Consider the following 17433-nt stretch of genomic DNA (forward strand, 5'->3'; position numbering starts at 1 on the left):
TCCAAAAAAAGCGCCTGCCCGGTGTGGGCAGGCGCAGGTTGTTAATGCAGAATTTTTGCGAGGAAGTCTTTAGCACGTTCGGATTTCGGGTTATCGAAGAAAGCGTCTTTCTCTGAATCCTCGACAATTTTCCCTTCATCCATAAAGATCACCCGGTTCGCCACTTTGCGGGCAAAGCCCATTTCGTGGGTCACCACCATCATGGTCATGCCTTCGTTCGCCAGCTCGACCATCACGTCCAGCACTTCGTTGATCATCTCTGGATCGAGTGCGGAAGTCGGCTCATCAAACAGCATTGCCACCGGATCCATACAGAGCGCACGCGCAATCGCCACGCGCTGCTGCTGACCGCCTGAGAGTTGCGCCGGAAACTTATTCGCATGCGCTGACAAACCAACGCGCTCCAGCAACTTGAGCCCTTTTTCCCGTGCAGCGGCTTTATCACGCTTCAGCACTTTTACCTGTGCCAGCGTCAGGTTTTCGATAATCGACAAGTGCGGGAACAATTCAAAGTGCTGAAACACCATCCCGACGTGAGAACGCAGCTTCGCCAGATCGGTTTTCTTGTCATTCACTTTGGTGCCGTTGACGACAATCTCGCCTTTCTGCACCGGTTCCAGACCGTTGACGGTTTTAATCAGCGTGGATTTACCGGAGCCGGACGGCCCGCAAACCACAACCACTTCGCCTTTTTTCACTTCGGTGGAACAATCGGTCAACACCTGAAAGTGACCATACCATTTAGAAACATTTTTCAGGGAAATCATTAGACGGTCCTTTTCTTCAGCCAGCTGACCAACAGCGAAGCACTCAAACTGATAACAAAATAGACAGCACCAGCAAACAGGATCATTTCAACCTGCGTACCATCGCGCTCGCCAATAGTAGATGCGGTGCGGAAGAAGTCCGCGAGGCTCAGGACATAGACCAACGAGGTATCCTGGAACAGCACAATGCCCTGCGTAAGCAGCAACGGAACCATGGCGCGAAACGCCTGCGGCAGGATGATGAGTTTCATAGACTGCCAGTGCGTCATACCCAACGCCAGTGCGGCACTGGACTGCCCACGGGAGATACTCTGGATGCCTGCGCGAATGATTTCTGAATAGTAGGCCGCTTCAAACATTGAAAAGGCCACCATCGCTGAAATCAGGCGGATATCGGTTTTGGGTGACAGGCCGAGCACGTTTTGCAGAAAACCCGGCACGATCAAATAAAACCACAACAGCACCATCACCAGCGGAATGGAGCGGAACACGTTAACGTAGCTCTTGGCGAACCAGCGCAGCGGGGCGAAAGTGGACAGGCGCATTACCGCCAACAGCGTTCCCCAGACGATACCGACAACAATCGCAATCGCCGTGATCTTCAACGTGACGATCAGACCCGCGACCAGGTACGGCAACGAAGGGACGATTGAACTCCAGTCAAATTCGTACATGATTATTTGCCCCCCATATTGCCCGGCAGGCGAATTTTGCGTTCAACCAGGTTCATCACCAACATAATGAAAGCGTTAATTAATACATACGCAACGGTGATTGCCGTAAACGATTCCCAGGCATGTGCCGAGTAATCCAGCAATTTCCCTGCCTGCGCAGCCATGTCCACCAGGCCGATAGTGGAGGCGATGGCTGAGTTTTTTACCAGATTCATCATCTCCGATGTCATCGGCGGCACAATCACGCGATAGGCGTTAGGCAGCAATACATAACGGTAGGTTTGCGGCAGCGTCAGCCCCATCGCCAGACCGGCGTTTTTCTGGCCGCGCGGTAGCGACTGAATCGCGGCGCGTACCTGCTCGCAAACGCGCGCTGCAGTAAACAGCCCCAGGCAGACCATTGAGGAGACGAAGAACTGGATATTCGGATCCAGTTCTGATTTGAACCACATGCCGATATCTTCTGGCAGCAGTTCCGGTACCACCAGGTACCAGGTGAAAAACTGCACGATCAGTGGCACGTTGCGGAACAGTTCGACATATAGGGTGCCAATGCCGGACAAGAAACGGTTAGGGACGGTGCGCAGGATGCCAAACAGGGAACCGACCAGGAAAGCGATAATCCAGGCCGTCACGGAAAGCGCGATGGTGACCTGAAAACCACTCCATAGCCAGCCAAGATAGGTGGTGTTGCCGAACGGGGCCTGTTCAAGGAATATTCCCCAGTTCCAGTCTATGGACATAAATCTACTCCGGAAAAAAAAGGGTAGCAGCGCTACCCTCGAAGATTGTATGAAGAGCGAGTTTTCGTGTTGAGTGGGGAACGACCACTCAGCATATAGTCTGTCCGTGCTACTTCGACAATCGAGAGGGCAGGTAAACCCGCCCCTAATGGTTTTAATTAGTTCAGAGCTTTGTCATTCGGTTCTTTGAACAGCGCTTTCATATCGTCAGAGAGATCGAAATTGAGGTTCATGTTTTTTGGCGGAATTGGGTTTTTAAACCATTTATCGAAGGATTTTTCCGCGGCACCGGATGTCTGCAACTGCGCGATGGTGTCATCCATCAGCTTTTTGAACTCCGGATCGTTTTTACGCAGCATACAGCCATAGGCTTCTTTTGATTGCGGTGTACCAACGATGTCCCAGTTGTCCGGTTTTTTCGCTTTCGCACGTTCACCCGCCAGCAGCGCGTCATCCATCATAAAGGCCACCGCACGGCCGCTTTCCAGCGTACGGAACGAGTCGCCATGGTCTTTCGCGCTGATAATACGCATATCCATTTTCTTCTCGTCGTTCAGCTTGTTCAGCAGAATTTCCGACGTAGTACCGGAAGTTACCACCACGGCTTTGCCTTTCAGGTCAGCGAAGTCTTTAATTGGGCCGCCTTTTTTGGTCAGTAGACGCGTGCCAACCACGAAAATGGTGTCAGAGAACGCCGCTTGTTTCTGACGTTCAACGTTATTGGTGGTGGAACCACATTCAAAATCGAAGGTGCCGTTTTGCAGCAGCGGGATACGGTTTTGTGAAGTGATTGGAATCAGTTTTACCGCCAGATCCGGCTTATTCAGTTTTTTCTTCACGGCTTCAACAATAGCGTTGGAGTAGTCCTGGGAGTAACCCACGACTTTTTGTTCATTGTCGTAGTAGGAGAACGGTACGGAAGATTCGCGGTGACCGACGACGATAACGCCGTTTTTAGCAATTTTAGCCAGCGTAGCTTGTTGATCGGCCGGCGCTGCGTCGGCAGGTTTTGCATCTTCAGCATGCACCAGACCGGCGGACAGTCCCATCACCAGCATCGCGGCGGCCAGTTTACGTAATTGCATATCCAGACTCCTTTATCGTCAGCGCCAGAGACGCGTATTGATACCCATTGTGTGTATTGTGTTTTTGTTGTTCTGCGACAATATCGTGCAGTGTCGTGTGTGTGTTTGTTACATTCAGTCTGGCTTAATGTAAAGATTTTGCTGCGGTATTGTTTATTTTTGCGAGGCGCGCCGCACCGTTTAGAGGCAAAAATCTCCCATTGCACCAGATTGGTGCTGCTACTGTTTCCTGTTGGTGCGACGTAAGTTGCACATAAGCGGATTTCATAGCTGCCTGATAGATATAAGCAAACCGCATGCCAAAAACGGCTTAATCGTAAATTTTGCGTAGCGAAGAGAGGATGCCCGGCAAGCAGACAGTCACCGGGCAGAACAGCGGGGAAAGGGATTAACGGCGGCGCTGACGCAAGCCCATCACCAGGGCGCCAAAGCCCAGCAGCACGGTGATAATCCACAGCGGCCAGTTGCCCGTGCGGGCATACGGCGTGAGACCAGAGGTGGGCGTCACCTTCGCGGTTAATACTTCGCGAGTAAATTGCGGGATCATCGCCTGGATTTCACCCTGCGGGCCAATGACCGCAGTGATGCCGTTATTGGTGCTACGCAACAGCGGTCGCGCCAGCTCCAGCGCACGCATCCGCGCCATCTGGAAGTGCTGCCACGGGCCGATGGATTTGCCAAACCAGGCGTCGTTCGAGATGGTCAGCAGGAAATCAGTATCCGGGCGGAAATTATCACGCACCTGCTCGCCAAGGATGATTTCGTAGCAGATTGCCGCCGTCAGCGTTAGCCCATGAGCCGTCAGCGGAGGTTGTACATAAGCGCCACGGCTGAAGGAGGACATCGGTAAATCGAAGAACGGTGCCAGCGGGCGCAGAATCGACTCCAGCGGTACAAATTCGCCGAACGGCACCAGATGGTTTTTGTTGTAGCGATCGCTTGAGCTGTAGCTATACGCGTTGTCTTTGCCCAGTGTAATGATGGTGTTGTAGGTATCGTAGCGGTTTTGCTTATTGAGACGTGCATCGACAATCCCGGTGATAAGCGTACTGTTGTTCGCCCGTAGCAGATTATCCATGGCGCTTAAAAAGCGTTGCTGGTTAATTTCCAGATCAGGAATGGCGGACTCCGGCCAGATGATCAACTGCGATTTACCCATCACTTGCTCACTGGCTTCGCTGTAGATTTTCAGCGTATTGAGCAACTGGTTTTCGTCCCACTTCATCGATTGTGGAATGTTCCCCTGCACCATCGACACCTGAGTGGTGCGCTCCGGCAGCAGTTGATACCACTGGATATAACGCAGCGGGAAGGGCAGAGCGAACAGCACAACGGCGACAACCAGCGGGCGCAAGCGACGTTGCACTACCGCCAGCACCACCAGACCGCTCACCACCATCAGTAAGAAATTGATTGCTTCAACGCCAAGCACCGGTGCAAGGCCTTTCAGCGGCCCATCTATCTGGCTGTAACCAAACTGGAGCCACGGGAAACCGGTCAGCACCCAGCCGCGCAGGAACTCGGTAATTTGCCAGACGACCGGTGCGGCAACGGCCAGGCGCAACCAGGTGGTATGCGGCCACAGACGCGACAAAATACCGGCGAACAGCCCGGTATAGAGCGACAAATAGGCCGCCAGCAGTACCACAAGGAAAATATTGACCGGGCCTGGCATGCCGCCGAACTGGGCGATACTGACATACACCCAGTGCACACCGCTACCAAACAGACCAAGCCCCCAGAAATAGCCAATCCAGGCAGCCTGTAACGGGCGGCGATTCAGGGTTAAACCCTGTAGACCAATCAGGGAGATAAGTGCGGCGGGCCAGAAGTCATAAGGAGAAAAAGCCAGCGTTCCGCTGGCTCCGAATAACAACGCCAGCAGCAGACGTATGCGCTGGCGCTCAAACAATGCGGCAAATACCATTTACATTACTCATCCAGTTTCGGTTGCGGAGAATCATCCGGCATTCTGACATGGACCTGAATAATACGTCGACTATCAGCCATAGCGACCTTGAATTGGTAACCATCAATGTCAATCGATTCGCCGCGCGCAGGCAAGTGGCCAAACGCCTGCATCACCAGACCGCCAATGGTGTCTACTTCATCATCACTGAAGTGGGTGCCGAAGGTTTCATTGAAATCTTCAATTGGTGCCAGTGCGCGTACTGTCCATGTATGGCGGCTAAGCTGGCGGAAATCGATATCCTCTTCTTCGTCATATTCGTCTTCGATTTCGCCGACAATAAGCTCGAGAATATCTTCAATCGTCACCAGACCGGACACGCCGCCGAACTCATCAATAACGATAGCCATATGGTAGCGCTGGGAACGGAACTCTTTCAGCATGCGATCGACACGCTTGCTTTCCGGCACCACTACCGCCTGGCGTAACACTTTTTCCATGCTGAACGCTTCGGCATCGCTGCGCATAAAAGGCAGCAAATCCTTAGCCATCAGGATCCCTTCGATGTGATCTTTATCTTCGCTGATCACCGGAAAACGCGAGTGGGCAGACTCGATAATGACATCGAGACATTCGTCCAGCGTCTGGTTGCGTTTCAGGGTAATCATTTGGGAGCGGGGGATCATGATGTCGCGAACGCGCTGGTCCGCAATATCCATTACCCCTTCCAGCATGTCGCGCGTATCGTTGTCGATAAGCTCGTTCTGCCCGGAGTCTCGGATCAGTTCCAGCAGTTCATCACGGTTTTTCGGTTCGCCGTGAAAGAGTTGGCTGAGTAAAAGGGAGAAGAATCCCTTTTTGTTGTTGGTGTTGTCGCTACTGTGTGAGTTATCGTCGCTCATGGCGTCGTGTGGGTTCTCGTGTTGGTTAATCTGTCGCTCGTCGCGCGTAAACTCAGCGCCGGACGGCATTTATAGTGAGTGGAGCGCAGTAATCTGCGCGCCAACTTACTCTTTCTCGGAAATGTACGGATCCTCATAGCCCAGAGCAAGCATTATATCTGTCTCGATCCCTTCCATCTCTTCGGCTTCATCGTCTGCGATATGGTCGTAACCGAGCAGGTGTAAACTGCCGTGCACCACCATGTGCGCCCAGTGAGCATCCAGCGGTTTGCCTTGCTCCTGGGCTTCCTGTTCCACAACCTGGCGGCAAATAATCAAATCACCAAGTAGCGGCATTTCGATCCCTGGCGGTGCTTCAAACGGGAAAGAGAGCACGTTAGTCGGCTTATCCTTCCCGCGGTAGGTCAGGTTCAGTTCGTGGCTTTCCGCATTGTCGACCAGGCGAATGGTGACTTCCGCTTCTTCCTGAAATTGCGGAATAACGGCGTCAAGCCACTTCTGGAACTGCGCTTCTTCCGGCAGGCCGCTGTTATCTTCACACGCCAACTGTAGATCAAGGATCACCTGACTCATTTCTGCTCCTGCTCCTGGGCTTCGCGTTTGCGCTCGGCGGCCAGTTCTGCTTTACGTTTCTGTTCGGCTTCTTCCCACGCTTCATAGGCAATAACGATACGGGCAACCACTGGATGGCGTACGACATCTTCGCTGTGGAAGAAGTTAAAGCTGATTTCGTCGACGTTCGCCAGCACTTCAATGGCGTGACGCAAACCGGATTTGGTGTTGCGCGGCAGGTCAATCTGCGTGACATCGCCGGTAATCACCGCTTTGGAGTTAAAACCAATACGCGTCAGGAACATTTTCATCTGTTCGATGGTGGTGTTCTGGCTCTCATCAAGAATGATAAACGCGTCGTTTAGCGTACGGCCGCGCATATAGGCTAACGGCGCGACTTCAATAACGTTACGCTCAATCAGCTTTTCGACGCGTTCAAAGCCAATCATCTCAAACAGCGCGTCATACAGTGGGCGCAGATAAGGATCGACTTTTTGGCTGAGATCGCCGGGCAGGAAGCCGAGTTTTTCACCCGCTTCTACCGCCGGGCGTGTCAGCAGAATGCGGCGCACTTCCTGACGCTCCAGCGCATCCACCGCAGCGGCGACGGCAAGGTAGGTTTTACCGGTGCCCGCCGGACCCACGCCGAAGGTGATGTCGTGGTCGAGAATATTGGCGACGTACTGCGCCTGGTTCGGCGTGCGCGGTTTAATCACGCCACGCTTGGTTTTGATATGAATTGCTTTGCCGTACTCCGGCACGCTTTCGGCGCTCTGCTCCAACACGCGCGCTTCTTTGATAGCCAGATGGATCTGTTCCGGTTCGATATCCTGGATCTGACCGCGCATTGGGGCGGTATCGACATACAGGGTGCGCAGAATATCGGCCGCGGCATTAACGCAAATTTCGCGTCCGGTGAGTTTGAAGTGATTATCGCGGCGGTTGATTTCGATGCCCAGTCGCCGCTCCAGTTGTTTGATGTTGTCGTCAAACGGGCCGCACAGACTTAGCAGACGTGCGTTGTCCGCTGGCTCAAGGGTAATTTCACGCGTATCTATATTCAAACTGTTCCTCTTTTCGATGTGTCGAGGGCTATGCCCATTAGGGAATTATTCACGGCATATAAAGAAGTCGCAAGCATTGCGCAAGATGTTGGGGTCGGCGAGGGGAAAAGCAAGGCCTGCCAGATAGGGCAGGCCGGTGGCATTATGGTTGGTACAGACCGACGCCGAGATCGTTCTCTTTACGCGTACGGGCAATAACAGATTGCGGTGATTCCACCACGCGCAGTCCCATTTCCTCTTCGGTACGCACCAGCACGCCGCGCAGGGAGTTCGGGTAGACATCGACGATTTCCACATCGACAAATTTACCGATCATCTCCGGCTTGCCTTCGAAGTTCACCACGCGGTTATTTTCGGTGCGGCCGGACAGCTCCATGATGTTCTTACGCGAAGTACCTTCTACCAGGATGCGCTGGGTCGTGCCGAGCATACGGCGGCTCCAGGCCATCGCCTGTTGGTTAATACGCTCTTGCAGAATGTACAGGCGCTGTTTTTTCTCCTCTTCCGGCACATCATCTACCATATCGGCAGCGGGCGTGCCCGGGCGTGCGGAGAAGATAAAGCTGTAGCTCATGTCGAAGTTAACATCGGCAATCAGCTTCATGGTTTTTTCGAAGTCTTCGGTGGTTTCACCCGGGAAGCCGACGATAAAATCGGAGCTAATCTGAATGTCCGGCCGCGCCTCGCGCAGCTTACGGATGATCGCTTTGTATTCCAGTGCGGTATGCGTGCGGCTCATCAGGTTCAGTATGCGGTCAGAACCACTCTGCACAGGCAGATGCAGGAAGCTCACCAGCTCCGGGGTGTCGCGATAGACCTCGATAATGTCATCGGTGAATTCAATCGGATGGCTGGTGGTGAAACGGATGCGGTCGATACCATCAATAGCGGCGACCAGGCGCAGCAATTCAGCAAAGGTGCCGATGCTGCCATCGTAGTTTTCACCACGCCAGGCATTCACGTTCTGGCCAAGCAGGTTCACTTCGCGTACGCCCTGTGCCGCCAGTTGCGCGATCTCAAACAGGATATCGTCGGCAGGGCGGCTGACTTCTTCACCACGGGTATAAGGCACCACGCAGTAAGTGCAGTATTTGTTACAGCCTTCCATTATTGATACAAACGCGGTCGGGCCTTCGGCACGCGGTTCCGGTAAGCGATCGAATTTTTCAATTTCCGGGAAGCTGATATCGACTACCGGGCTACGGGTGCCGCGTACGGAGTTGATCATTTCCGGCAAGCGGTGCAGGGTTTGCGGCCCAAAAATAATGTCGACATAGTGCGCGCGCTGGCGAATATGATCGCCTTCCTGAGACGCTACGCAGCCGCCAACACCGATAATCAGATCGGGGTTTTTCTCTTTCAGCAGCTTCCAGCGGCCTAACTGATGGAAGACTTTTTCCTGAGCCTTTTCACGGATTGAGCAGGTATTAAGCAGCAGCACATCCGCTTCTTCCGCCACCTCGGTCAGTTGATAGCCGTGAGTGGCATCCAGCAGATCGGCCATCTTCGATGAATCGTATTCGTTCATCTGACAGCCCCAGGTTTTTATGTGGAGTTTTTTTGTCATCGACTTGCTCTTGCTTAAGTTCGTATACGCTGAGTATGACGGGTATCAGCCAGGATTGCAGGCCGCGTATTGTAATGCTTTGGTCGCGTGCTGACCAGTATGACGGTTGTCAGCCTCAAGGGGTAAAAAATCCGGTAAACTTGACGGATTATCGTTGAAGGATAAGTAGCCATGACAAATCAATCCACTGAAGTTGCTATCGTCGGCGGCGGAATGGTCGGCGGAGCGCTGGCACTGGGGCTGGCGCAACATGGTTTTGCCGTGACCGTGATTGAAAAACAGGAGCCCGCGGCGTTTGATGCAACGTTGCCGCCGGACGTACGCATTTCGGCAATCAGTGCCGCATCGGTGGCGTTGCTGCGAGGCCTGGGCGTCTGGGAGAACATTCAGGCCATGCGCTGCCATCCATATCGGCAACTGGAAACTTGGGAGTGGGAAAATGCGCATGTGGTGTTCGACGCTCGCGAGCTGAAGTTGCCGCTGCTCGGTTATATGGTGGAAAACACGGTGCTACAGCGTGCGTTGTGGGAGGCGTTACAGGCGCACCCGCAGGTAACGCTACTTACGGCGAAAGAATTAACCGCGCTGCATGCGCACGATGCGCATCAGCAATTAACGTTTGCGGATGGTGACACGTTAACGGCGAAGCTGGTGGTAGGGGCCGATGGCGCGAATTCCTGGGTACGGCAAGCGGCGGGGATTGGCATTCACGCCTGGCAGTATCAGCAATCCTGCATGCTTATCACTGTTCAATGCGAACACGAAGCGGGTGACAGCACCTGGCAGCATTTTACGCCTGATGGCCCGCATGCCTTTTTACCGCTGTTTGATAACTGGGCATCGCTGGTGTGGTATGACAGCCCGGCGCGTATCCGCCAGTTACAGACATTGACGATGGTGCAACTGGAGCAAGAGATTGCCCGACATTTCCCGGCGCGCTTAGGTGCTGTTAAACCTGTCGCCGCAGCCTCTTTTCCGCTGACTCGCCGTCATGCGCTGCAGTATGTCAGGCCGGGGCTGGCGCTGGTGGGAGACGCGGCGCATACCATTCATCCGTTGGCCGGGCAGGGCGTTAATCTGGGGTATCGCGATGTGGATGCGTTGCTGGATGTATTGACCAGTGCGCGTACGCACGGTGAAGTCTGGGCCAGTCAGCAGATTCTAAAACGCTATCAAACGCGGCGTATGGCGGATAACTTTATTATGCAAAGCGGGATGGATCTGTTTTACGCCGGGTTTAGTAACTCCCTCGGCCCGGTGCGACTGCTGCGTAATATCGGTCTGATGGCGGCGGAACGCGCAGGCGTGTTGAAACGGCAGGCGCTGAAGTACGCATTAGGATTGTAAAAGGTCTGCGGGCGCAGCGCCCGCAGTACTCACATAATTGCCAATAATTTATCCAGTGCCGTGTGCGCGCCTTTTTTGTCGATAAAAAAGGCCTGATACCCGTCAATCCCTTCAACCTGTTGCAGTGCCCATTCGCCATTGTGCATTTTGCGCAGCAACCGCACTGTGCGGTAAAGCGGCACCAGCAGAATAATCAGCGCCACGAAGGCTGCCGTCCCATAGCTCGTGGAGAGCGGGTTTGCGCTGGCCTGTTGCACCAGTAGCGCGACAGACGCAACTTGCAGCACGAGTCTTGTGAGCAGTGTCCGCATACAGAATTGCTGCAGGCGCTGTGGCGTAGAGAAGCAGGGGTTTTTCAGCGATGAGCGTGTTTCCTGCACCGGAATGCCCTGCACATACACCGTCCAGTGAGTTGTCTCCTTCAGCAGCAGAGCCTGGCCGCTTTCGCTCAGCGTATGCAGACGCATGGATATGACAACCGGGAAGACCAACCCCATACAGAGACCATAAAAGATCGGTGCGGAGAGGCCCATAAAAGCAAGACCGAAACCGGTGACCACAAAGAGTACATACAGCGGGGCATAAATTAGCAGGGCAGTGTTTTGATAGTTCATCATGCTGACTCAGAGGAGAGTGGCGGATAAATTACCATACGTTTTATGCAGTGATTAACTACCAACATCCGGGGATGTGTAGAAAACAAAAAAGCCCGCCTAAGCGAGCTTTTTTGTTTTGTTGGCTGGGGTACGAGGATTCGAACCTCGGAATGGTGGAATCAGAATCCACTGCCTTACCGCTTGGCGATACCCCAAAAGTGCGTTCGCGAAAGCAAACGTCTTTGAGATGGCTGGGGTACGAGGATTCGAACCTCGGGATGGTGGAATCAGAATCCACTGCCTTACCGCTTGGCGATACCCCAACAAATCTTTTTCAGGCTTAATGTTTTAACATTAGACCTTAAATATGGTGGCTACGACGGGAATCGAACCTGTGACCCCAGCATTATGAGTGCTGTGCTCTAACCAGCTGAGCTACGTAGCCAAGTTTTACTGCTTTCCCAGTCATCGACTGGCTGGGGTACCTGGATTCGAACCAGGGAATGCCGGTATCAAAAACCGGTGCCTTACCGCTTGGCGATACCCCAACGACTAGTGCGTTTCGCAGGAGTCGAAGAAGAGATGGCTGGGGTACCTGGATTCGAACCAGGGAATGCCGGTATCAAAAACCGGTGCCTTACCGCTTGGCGATACCCCATCCGTGCAACGCTTACTTGGGAATGGTGCGGGAGGCGAGACTTGAACTCGCACACCTTGCGGCGCCAGAACCTAAATCTGGTGCGTCTACCAATTTCGCCACTCCCGCAAAAAAGATGGTGGCTACGACGGGAATCGAACCTGTGACCCCAGCATTATGAGTGCTGTGCTCTAACCAGCTGAGCTACGTAGCCATCTTTTTTCGCGTTACCTTATCGGCGTTGCGGGGCGCATTATGCGTATTGGGCCTTACAGCGTCAATACCTTTTTCATCGAAAATTGCCGGAATGTGACTGTTTGGTTAGGTTGCGAACAGCATGACGCTTTATTGGGCGAAAATTGATTTTATTCATTAAATCAGCGCACAAAAAACAACAGGCCCCGCAGGGCCTGTAAGAATAACCATTACTTATTAATAAGCTGACTGGTGAATACCTACCGCGCGACCTGACGGATCGTTCATGGTTTTGAAGGCTTCGTCCCATTCAAACGCTTTCGCGGAAGAACAGGCAACGGATGGACCGCCAGGAACGCATTCTGCGGCACTCGCCAGCGGGAACAGCTCTTCAAAAATTTCACGGTACAGATACGCTTCTTTCGATGCTGGCGTGTTGTACGGGAAACGGTAGCTGGCCGTTGCCAGTTGCTGATCCGTTACCTGCTGCGCGGCGACTTCTTTCAGCGTATCGATCCAGCTGTAACCAACGCCGTCGGAGAACTGCTCTTTTTGACGCCATGCCACGCTTGCCGGCAGGTAGGATTCAAAACATTCGCGCAGAATGTGTTTCTCCATTTTGCCGTTGCTGCCGCACATTTTGTCTTCCGGGTTGATACGCATGGCCACGTCAAGGAATTTTTTATCCAGGAACGGTACACGCGCTTCCACACCCCAGGCGGACATCGCTTTGTTTGCACGGGCGCAGTCAAACATATGCAGGGCCTGCAGTTTACGCACGGTTTCTTCGTGCAACTCTTTGGCATCTGGCGCTTTATGGAAATAGAGATAACCGCCAAACACTTCATCGGAACCTTCGCCGGAGAGCACCATTTTGATGCCCATCGCTTTGATTTTACGCGACATCAGATACATCGGGGTTGAGGCGCGAATCGTCGTCACGTCATAGGTTTCAATGTGGTAAATCACATCGCGAATCGCATCCAGCCCTTCCTGCACGGTGAAATGAATTTCATGGTGTACGGTGCCAAGATGGTTGGCGACTTCCTGCGCCGCTTTCAGATCCGGCGCGCCTTTCAGACCTACAGCGAAGGAGTGCAGTTGTGGCCACCAGGCTTCTGATTTCTCCTGATCTTCAACGCGACGGGCTGCGAATTTTTTGGTGATGGCGGAAATGACCGAAGAATCCAGGCCGCCTGACAGCAGCACGCCGTATGGCACATCGGACATCAGATGGCTTTTCACCGCATCTTCCAGCGCCTGGCGCAGTCCCGCTTTGTCGGTCACATTGTCTTTTACTGCATCGTAGTCAAACCAGTCGCGCTGATAATAAGAGCGGATTTCACCGTCTTTGCTCCACAGGTAGCTGCCTGCCGGGAACTCTTTAATGGTGCGGCAAACCGGCACCAGCGCTTTCATTTCTGACGCCACGTACAAGTTGCCGTGTTCGTCGTGGCCCATGTACAGCGGAATGATACCGATATGGTCGCGGCCAATCAGGTAAGCATCTTTTTCACTGTCATACAGCGCGAAAGCGAACATGCCTTGCAGGTCGTCGAGGAATTCCGGCCCTTTTTCCTGATACAGCGCGAGGATCACTTCGCAGTCAGAACCGGTCTGGAATGCGTAACGGTCGCCATATTCTGCGCGCAGCGCCTGGTGGTTATAAATTTCACCGTTCACTGCCAGCGCATGTGTTTTCTTTTCGTTGTAGAGCGGCTGTGCCCCGGCGTTAACGTCGACAATAGAGAGTCGTTCGTGCGCCAGAATGGCTTTATCACTTGCATAAACACCGGACCAGTCCGGGCCGCGGTGGCGCATCAGTCGGGATAATTCCAGCGCTTTTTTACGTAATTCGACCGCGTCGGTTTTAATATCCAGTACGCCAAAAATTGAACACATAGACTTCTCCGTTAACCTTGAGTGCAAAGCTGTAATGTTGTGTGCTTGCAGTCAAAATGCCGCAAAAACGGGGCAGGGCGCAAGCCTTTTACCGCGCTGAAAGTAAAAAGTGCAATGATGATTATTGAATGCTGAAAAAAGAGTATGCAAAAGACGCTATTATTGATGAATCGCCAAAATAATGCGCATTTTATTGAATGATGTTCTTTTTGGCAGGGGTGAAAATAAAAAACCACGTCCGAAGACGTGGTGAAGTTTAGATAACGTCGATTTCCGCGACCGAGGGATAAATCCACGACGGGCGAAACGGCATGCTGTCGATATCATCAATGCGCGATACGCCGGAGAGTACCAGGATGGTTTCAAGCCCGGCCTGAAAGCCCGCCAGGATATCGGTACGCAGGTTATCACCCACAATCACTGTCTGTTCTGAGTGCGCCTGCATGGTATTCAGTGCCGCACGGATGATCCAAGGGCTGGGTTTGCCGACATAGAAAGGTTTACGCCCGGAAATTTTTTCGATGCCGGCGCACAGCGCGCCGCAGGCCGGATAATATCCGCGCCCGTGGGTGTCCGGGTTGGTGGCGATAAAGCGCGCGCCATTCGCCACGAAGAACGCAGCCTTATGCATCATTTCCCAGTTATAGGAACGGGTCTCGCCAACGATGACAAAATCTGGGTTGATATCGGTAATGGTAAAACCGGCTTTGTAAAGCTCGTGGATCAGTGCGCCTTCGCCCACCACATAGGCTTTTTTCCCTTCCTGGCGCTTAAGGAAATCGGCGGTTGCCATCGCAGAGGTATAAAAGACGCTGGCAGGCACATCAATCCCAGCAGAGACAAAGCGGTTTGCCAGATCCTGGCCGGTTTGCGAAGGGTAGTTGGTCAGCAATACCAGCGGCATGCCTTTTTCAAGGATGCGGGTGATGAACTCAGCAGCACCCGGCACGGCAACGTTGTCGTGCATCAGCACGCCGTCAATATCACAGATTACATTCTGAATGGTCATGGACTGTCCGGATAAAAAAATAAGTATTAACGATAGACGCTGTCAGTTTTCCAGCAAACGTTGCAGCAACAGACCGTTCAGCATAGCGCGTTTCACCAGCGCAAACGCGCCGATCGCCGAGCGGTGATCCAGCGCGGAAGGTACCACCGGCAAGTTTTTGCGAAACGCTTTTAACGCCTGAGTGTTAATGCACGCCTCAATGGCCGGGAGCAGCACTTTTTCTGCTTCGACAATTTCCCCGGCGATCACCACTTTCTGCGGATTAAACAGGTTTATGGCAATGGCGATGGTTTTACCCAAATGGCGGCCAACATATTCAATCACTTCACAGGCCAGCGCATCGCCTTTGTTGGCGGCTTTACAGATGGTCTTGATTGAGCAATCTTCCAGCGTCAGGCGACTCTGGTAGCCCTGTTCTAACAGGTGACGAACGCGGTGTTCTATCGCGGCATTGGCGGCGATAGTTTCCAGACAGCCAAAGTTGCCGCAGTGACAGCGTTCGCCCAGCGGCTCGACTTGCACGTGCCCAATTTCGCCGACGTTGCCGTTACGGCCAATAAAAATACGCCCGTTAGAGATAATCCCGGCGCCCGTCCCACGGTGCACACGCACCAGAATGGAGTCTTCACAATCCTGGCTTGCCCCAAAATAGTGCTCGGCCAGCGCCAGGCTACGAATGTCATGCCCGACAAAACAGGTCAATTTGAAGCGTTCTTCCAGTGCTTCCACCAGTGCCCAGTTTTCAACCTGAATGTGCGGCATATAGCGAATCACCCCGCTTTCCGGGTCTACCAGACCCGGCAGAATCACGGAAATCGCGATCAGTTCGCGGATTTTGCGTTGGCTGGTTTCAATAAAGTGGCTGATGGTGTTGAGCAGCGCGTGTTCCAGCGTTTCCTGGGTACGTTCGGGCAGCGGGTAATGCTCTTCCGCCAGCACTTTGCTGCTCAAATCGTACAAGGTCAGCGTGGTGTCATAACGCCCGAGACGCACGCCGATAGCCTGGAAACTGCGGGTTTCGGTAACAATGGAGATAGCGCGACGGCCTCCGGTGGAGGCCTGCTGATCGACTTCTTTGATCAGCCCGCGTTCGATAAGCTGGCGCGTGATTTTTGTCACGCTGGCGGGAGCTAGCTGGCTTTGTTCGGCAATTTGAATGCGCGAAATGGGGCCGTGTTGGTCAATCAGGCGGTAAACCGCCGCGCTGTTAAGCTGCTTTACGAGGTCAACGTTACCGATTTGAGCTTGTCCGCCTGATGTCATACCGTCTCTTTATGCAGTGACGACCTCGTTGCCATTAACGATGGTCTTGATGATTTTATAATCGCGCGTGAACGCCGTCAGGTTCGCCACTTTCCCCGCGGCGAGACTTCCCAGCTTTTCGTCAACGCCAATGGCGCGAGCGGGGTAGAGTGTTGCCATACGCAGCGCTTCATCCAGCGCAATGCCGACATGCTCCACCAGATTTCGTACCCCTTCGATCATCGTCAGGGAGGAACCGCTCAGCGTTCCGTTTTCGTCCACGCACAGTCCATTACGGTAGTATATTGTTTTGCCAGCAAAAATGAACTGCTCAATATTCGCCCCAGCTGGCGCTGTCGCGTCAGTTACCAGGCAAAGTTTGTCGCCTTTCAATCGCTTAGCATTACGGATATTAACGTAATCGACATGCAGGCCATCTGCAATCACGCCGCAGTAAACGTCTGTGTCATCAAGCACTGCGCCTGCCAGACCAGGTTCACGGCCGGTAATGTATGGCATCGCATTATATAAATGTGTGGCGAACGTGATCCCAGCGCGGAAACCGGCTTTTGCTTCTTTCAGCGTGGCATTGGAGTGACCGGCAGAAACGACGATGCCTGCGTCAGCTAACTGGCGAATCACCTCGGTGCCCGCCATTTCCGGGGCCAGCGTAACTTTGGTGATCACATCGGCGTTCTGGCACAGGAAGTCGACTAACGCTGGATCCGGTTTACGCACGAATTCCGGGTTGTGCGTGCCTTTTTTAACAATATTCAGCCACGGCCCTTCCAGATGAAGACCCAGTGCCTGATGCGGGTATTTAGCCAGGTAATCGCGCATCACCTGCACGCCCTGTTTCATTAATTCATCGCTGGTGGTAATCAGCGTCGGCAGGTAGCTGGTGCAGCCGGATTTCTCATTCGCCTGCTGCATGATTTCCAGCGTTTTTACGCTAACGGCTTCTGCGGTGTCGTTAAACTGTACGCCGCCACAGCCGTTAAGCTGCACGTCGATAAAACCGGGGGCAAGGATGGCACCATTCAGCGAGCGTTGTTCAATTCCTGTTGGCAGCTCAGCCAGCGGACAAAGGCGTTCAATCAGACCATTGGCGATGACCAGCGCATGGTCATCCAGAATTTCATGGCCGGTGTAGATCCGGCCCTGGGTTAAAGCATACATAACTACCCCCGGTTAACTAGGTATACCACTCCGCAGGATCCGCCTCGCGGAGCGGGAACTGAC

General features: G+C 53.3%; 15 protein-coding genes and 7 tRNA genes. 1 reads left to right on the forward strand and 21 read right to left on the reverse strand.

The window, feature by feature from the left end:
- Positions 1-41 precede the first annotated feature (41 nt).
- From gltL to miaB, 9 genes are all read right to left on the reverse strand, one after another.
- A complete protein-coding gene (gltL, locus tag BN2591_RS11265; RefSeq protein WP_017455896.1) occupies positions 42-767 on the reverse strand; it encodes a glutamate/aspartate ABC transporter ATP-binding protein GltL in 726 nt (241 codons plus the stop codon).
- A complete protein-coding gene (gene gltK / locus BN2591_RS11270; RefSeq protein ID WP_017455897.1) occupies positions 767-1441 on the reverse strand; it encodes a glutamate/aspartate ABC transporter permease GltK in 675 nt (224 codons plus the stop codon). The genes gltL and gltK overlap by 1 nt, the downstream gene beginning before the upstream one ends.
- A 2-nt stretch (positions 1442-1443) precedes the next feature.
- Positions 1444-2184 (reverse strand): amino acid ABC transporter permease, encoded by a 741-nt coding sequence (locus BN2591_RS11275; protein ID WP_017455898.1) that lies wholly within the window; start codon positions 2182-2184, stop codon positions 1444-1446.
- Between the two features lie 158 nt (positions 2185-2342).
- Positions 2343-3269: an amino acid ABC transporter substrate-binding protein gene (locus BN2591_RS11280; protein WP_017455899.1), complete on the reverse strand. Its 927-nt coding sequence runs from the start codon at positions 3267-3269 to the stop codon at positions 2343-2345.
- A 388-nt stretch (positions 3270-3657) separates the two neighbouring features.
- Positions 3658-5196, reverse strand: a complete 1539-nt coding sequence (gene lnt, locus BN2591_RS11285; protein WP_017455900.1) for an apolipoprotein N-acyltransferase — start codon at positions 5194-5196, stop codon at positions 3658-3660.
- Between the two features lie 5 nt (positions 5197-5201).
- Positions 5202-6080 carry a CNNM family magnesium/cobalt transport protein CorC gene (corC, locus tag BN2591_RS11290; protein ID WP_040016553.1) on the reverse strand — a complete coding sequence of 293 codons (879 nt, stop codon included), beginning with the start codon at positions 6078-6080 and terminating at the stop codon, positions 5202-5204.
- 105 nt (positions 6081-6185) lie between these two features.
- Positions 6186-6653, reverse strand: coding sequence for an rRNA maturation RNase YbeY (gene ybeY / locus BN2591_RS11295; protein WP_065369004.1), 468 nt, complete (start codon positions 6651-6653; stop codon positions 6186-6188).
- On the reverse strand, positions 6650-7696 hold the full coding sequence (locus BN2591_RS11300; protein ID WP_065369003.1) for a PhoH family protein: 1047 nt from the start codon (positions 7694-7696) through the stop codon (positions 6650-6652). Before BN2591_RS11300 ends, ybeY begins: the two co-directional genes overlap by 4 nt.
- 142 nt (positions 7697-7838) lie before the next feature.
- Positions 7839-9263: a tRNA (N6-isopentenyl adenosine(37)-C2)-methylthiotransferase MiaB gene (gene miaB, locus BN2591_RS11305; protein WP_086871539.1), complete on the reverse strand. Its 1425-nt coding sequence runs from the start codon at positions 9261-9263 to the stop codon at positions 7839-7841.
- Positions 9264-9434: 171 nt separating this feature from the next.
- On the opposite strand from miaB, the gene ubiF reads away from it, so the two are divergent.
- A complete protein-coding gene (gene ubiF, locus BN2591_RS11310; protein WP_086871541.1) occupies positions 9435-10610 on the forward strand; it encodes a 3-demethoxyubiquinol 3-hydroxylase in 1176 nt (391 codons plus the stop codon).
- A gap of 29 nt (positions 10611-10639) precedes the next feature.
- Here the strand turns inward: ubiF and BN2591_RS11315 are convergent, their stop codons facing one another.
- The 12 genes from BN2591_RS11315 to nagA form a co-directional block, all read right to left on the reverse strand.
- Positions 10640-11227: a hypothetical protein gene (locus tag BN2591_RS11315; RefSeq protein ID WP_086871543.1), complete on the reverse strand. Its 588-nt coding sequence runs from the start codon at positions 11225-11227 to the stop codon at positions 10640-10642.
- A 119-nt stretch (positions 11228-11346) separates the two neighbouring features.
- Positions 11347-11421 (reverse strand) — tRNA-Gln (locus BN2591_RS11320).
- Between the two features lie 33 nt (positions 11422-11454).
- A tRNA-Gln gene (locus BN2591_RS11325) sits at positions 11455-11529 on the reverse strand.
- 45 nt (positions 11530-11574) lie between these two features.
- A tRNA-Met gene (locus BN2591_RS11330) sits at positions 11575-11651 on the reverse strand.
- Positions 11652-11679: 28 nt separating this feature from the next.
- Positions 11680-11754 (reverse strand) — tRNA-Gln (locus tag BN2591_RS11335).
- A 35-nt stretch (positions 11755-11789) separates the two neighbouring features.
- Positions 11790-11864, reverse strand: a tRNA-Gln gene (locus BN2591_RS11340).
- 23 nt (positions 11865-11887) lie between these two features.
- Positions 11888-11972 (reverse strand) — tRNA-Leu (locus BN2591_RS11345).
- Between the two features lie 8 nt (positions 11973-11980).
- Positions 11981-12057 (reverse strand) — tRNA-Met (locus BN2591_RS11350).
- A 218-nt stretch (positions 12058-12275) separates the two neighbouring features.
- The gene (asnB, locus tag BN2591_RS11355) at positions 12276-13940 is read right to left on the reverse strand and encodes an asparagine synthase B (protein WP_065369000.1); all 1665 of its coding nucleotides are present in this window, start codon (positions 13938-13940) and stop codon (positions 12276-12278) included.
- Positions 13941-14196: 256 nt separating this feature from the next.
- Complete coding sequence (locus BN2591_RS11360; protein ID WP_017455908.1) at positions 14197-14949, reverse strand: HAD-IIA family hydrolase; 753 nt, start codon at positions 14947-14949, stop codon at positions 14197-14199.
- Positions 14950-14991: 42 nt separating this feature from the next.
- Entirely contained in the window at positions 14992-16212 is a 1221-nt protein-coding gene (nagC, locus tag BN2591_RS11365; protein ID WP_065368999.1) for a DNA-binding transcriptional regulator NagC, read from the reverse strand.
- A gap of 9 nt (positions 16213-16221) precedes the next feature.
- Positions 16222-17370 carry an N-acetylglucosamine-6-phosphate deacetylase gene (gene nagA / locus BN2591_RS11370; RefSeq protein ID WP_017455910.1) on the reverse strand — a complete coding sequence of 383 codons (1149 nt, stop codon included), beginning with the start codon at positions 17368-17370 and terminating at the stop codon, positions 16222-16224.
- Between the last annotated feature and the right edge of the window lie 63 nt (positions 17371-17433).

This window comes from Kosakonia pseudosacchari, assembly GCF_900184035.1.
GTDB classification, from domain to species: domain Bacteria; phylum Pseudomonadota; class Gammaproteobacteria; order Enterobacterales; family Enterobacteriaceae; genus Kosakonia; species Kosakonia pseudosacchari.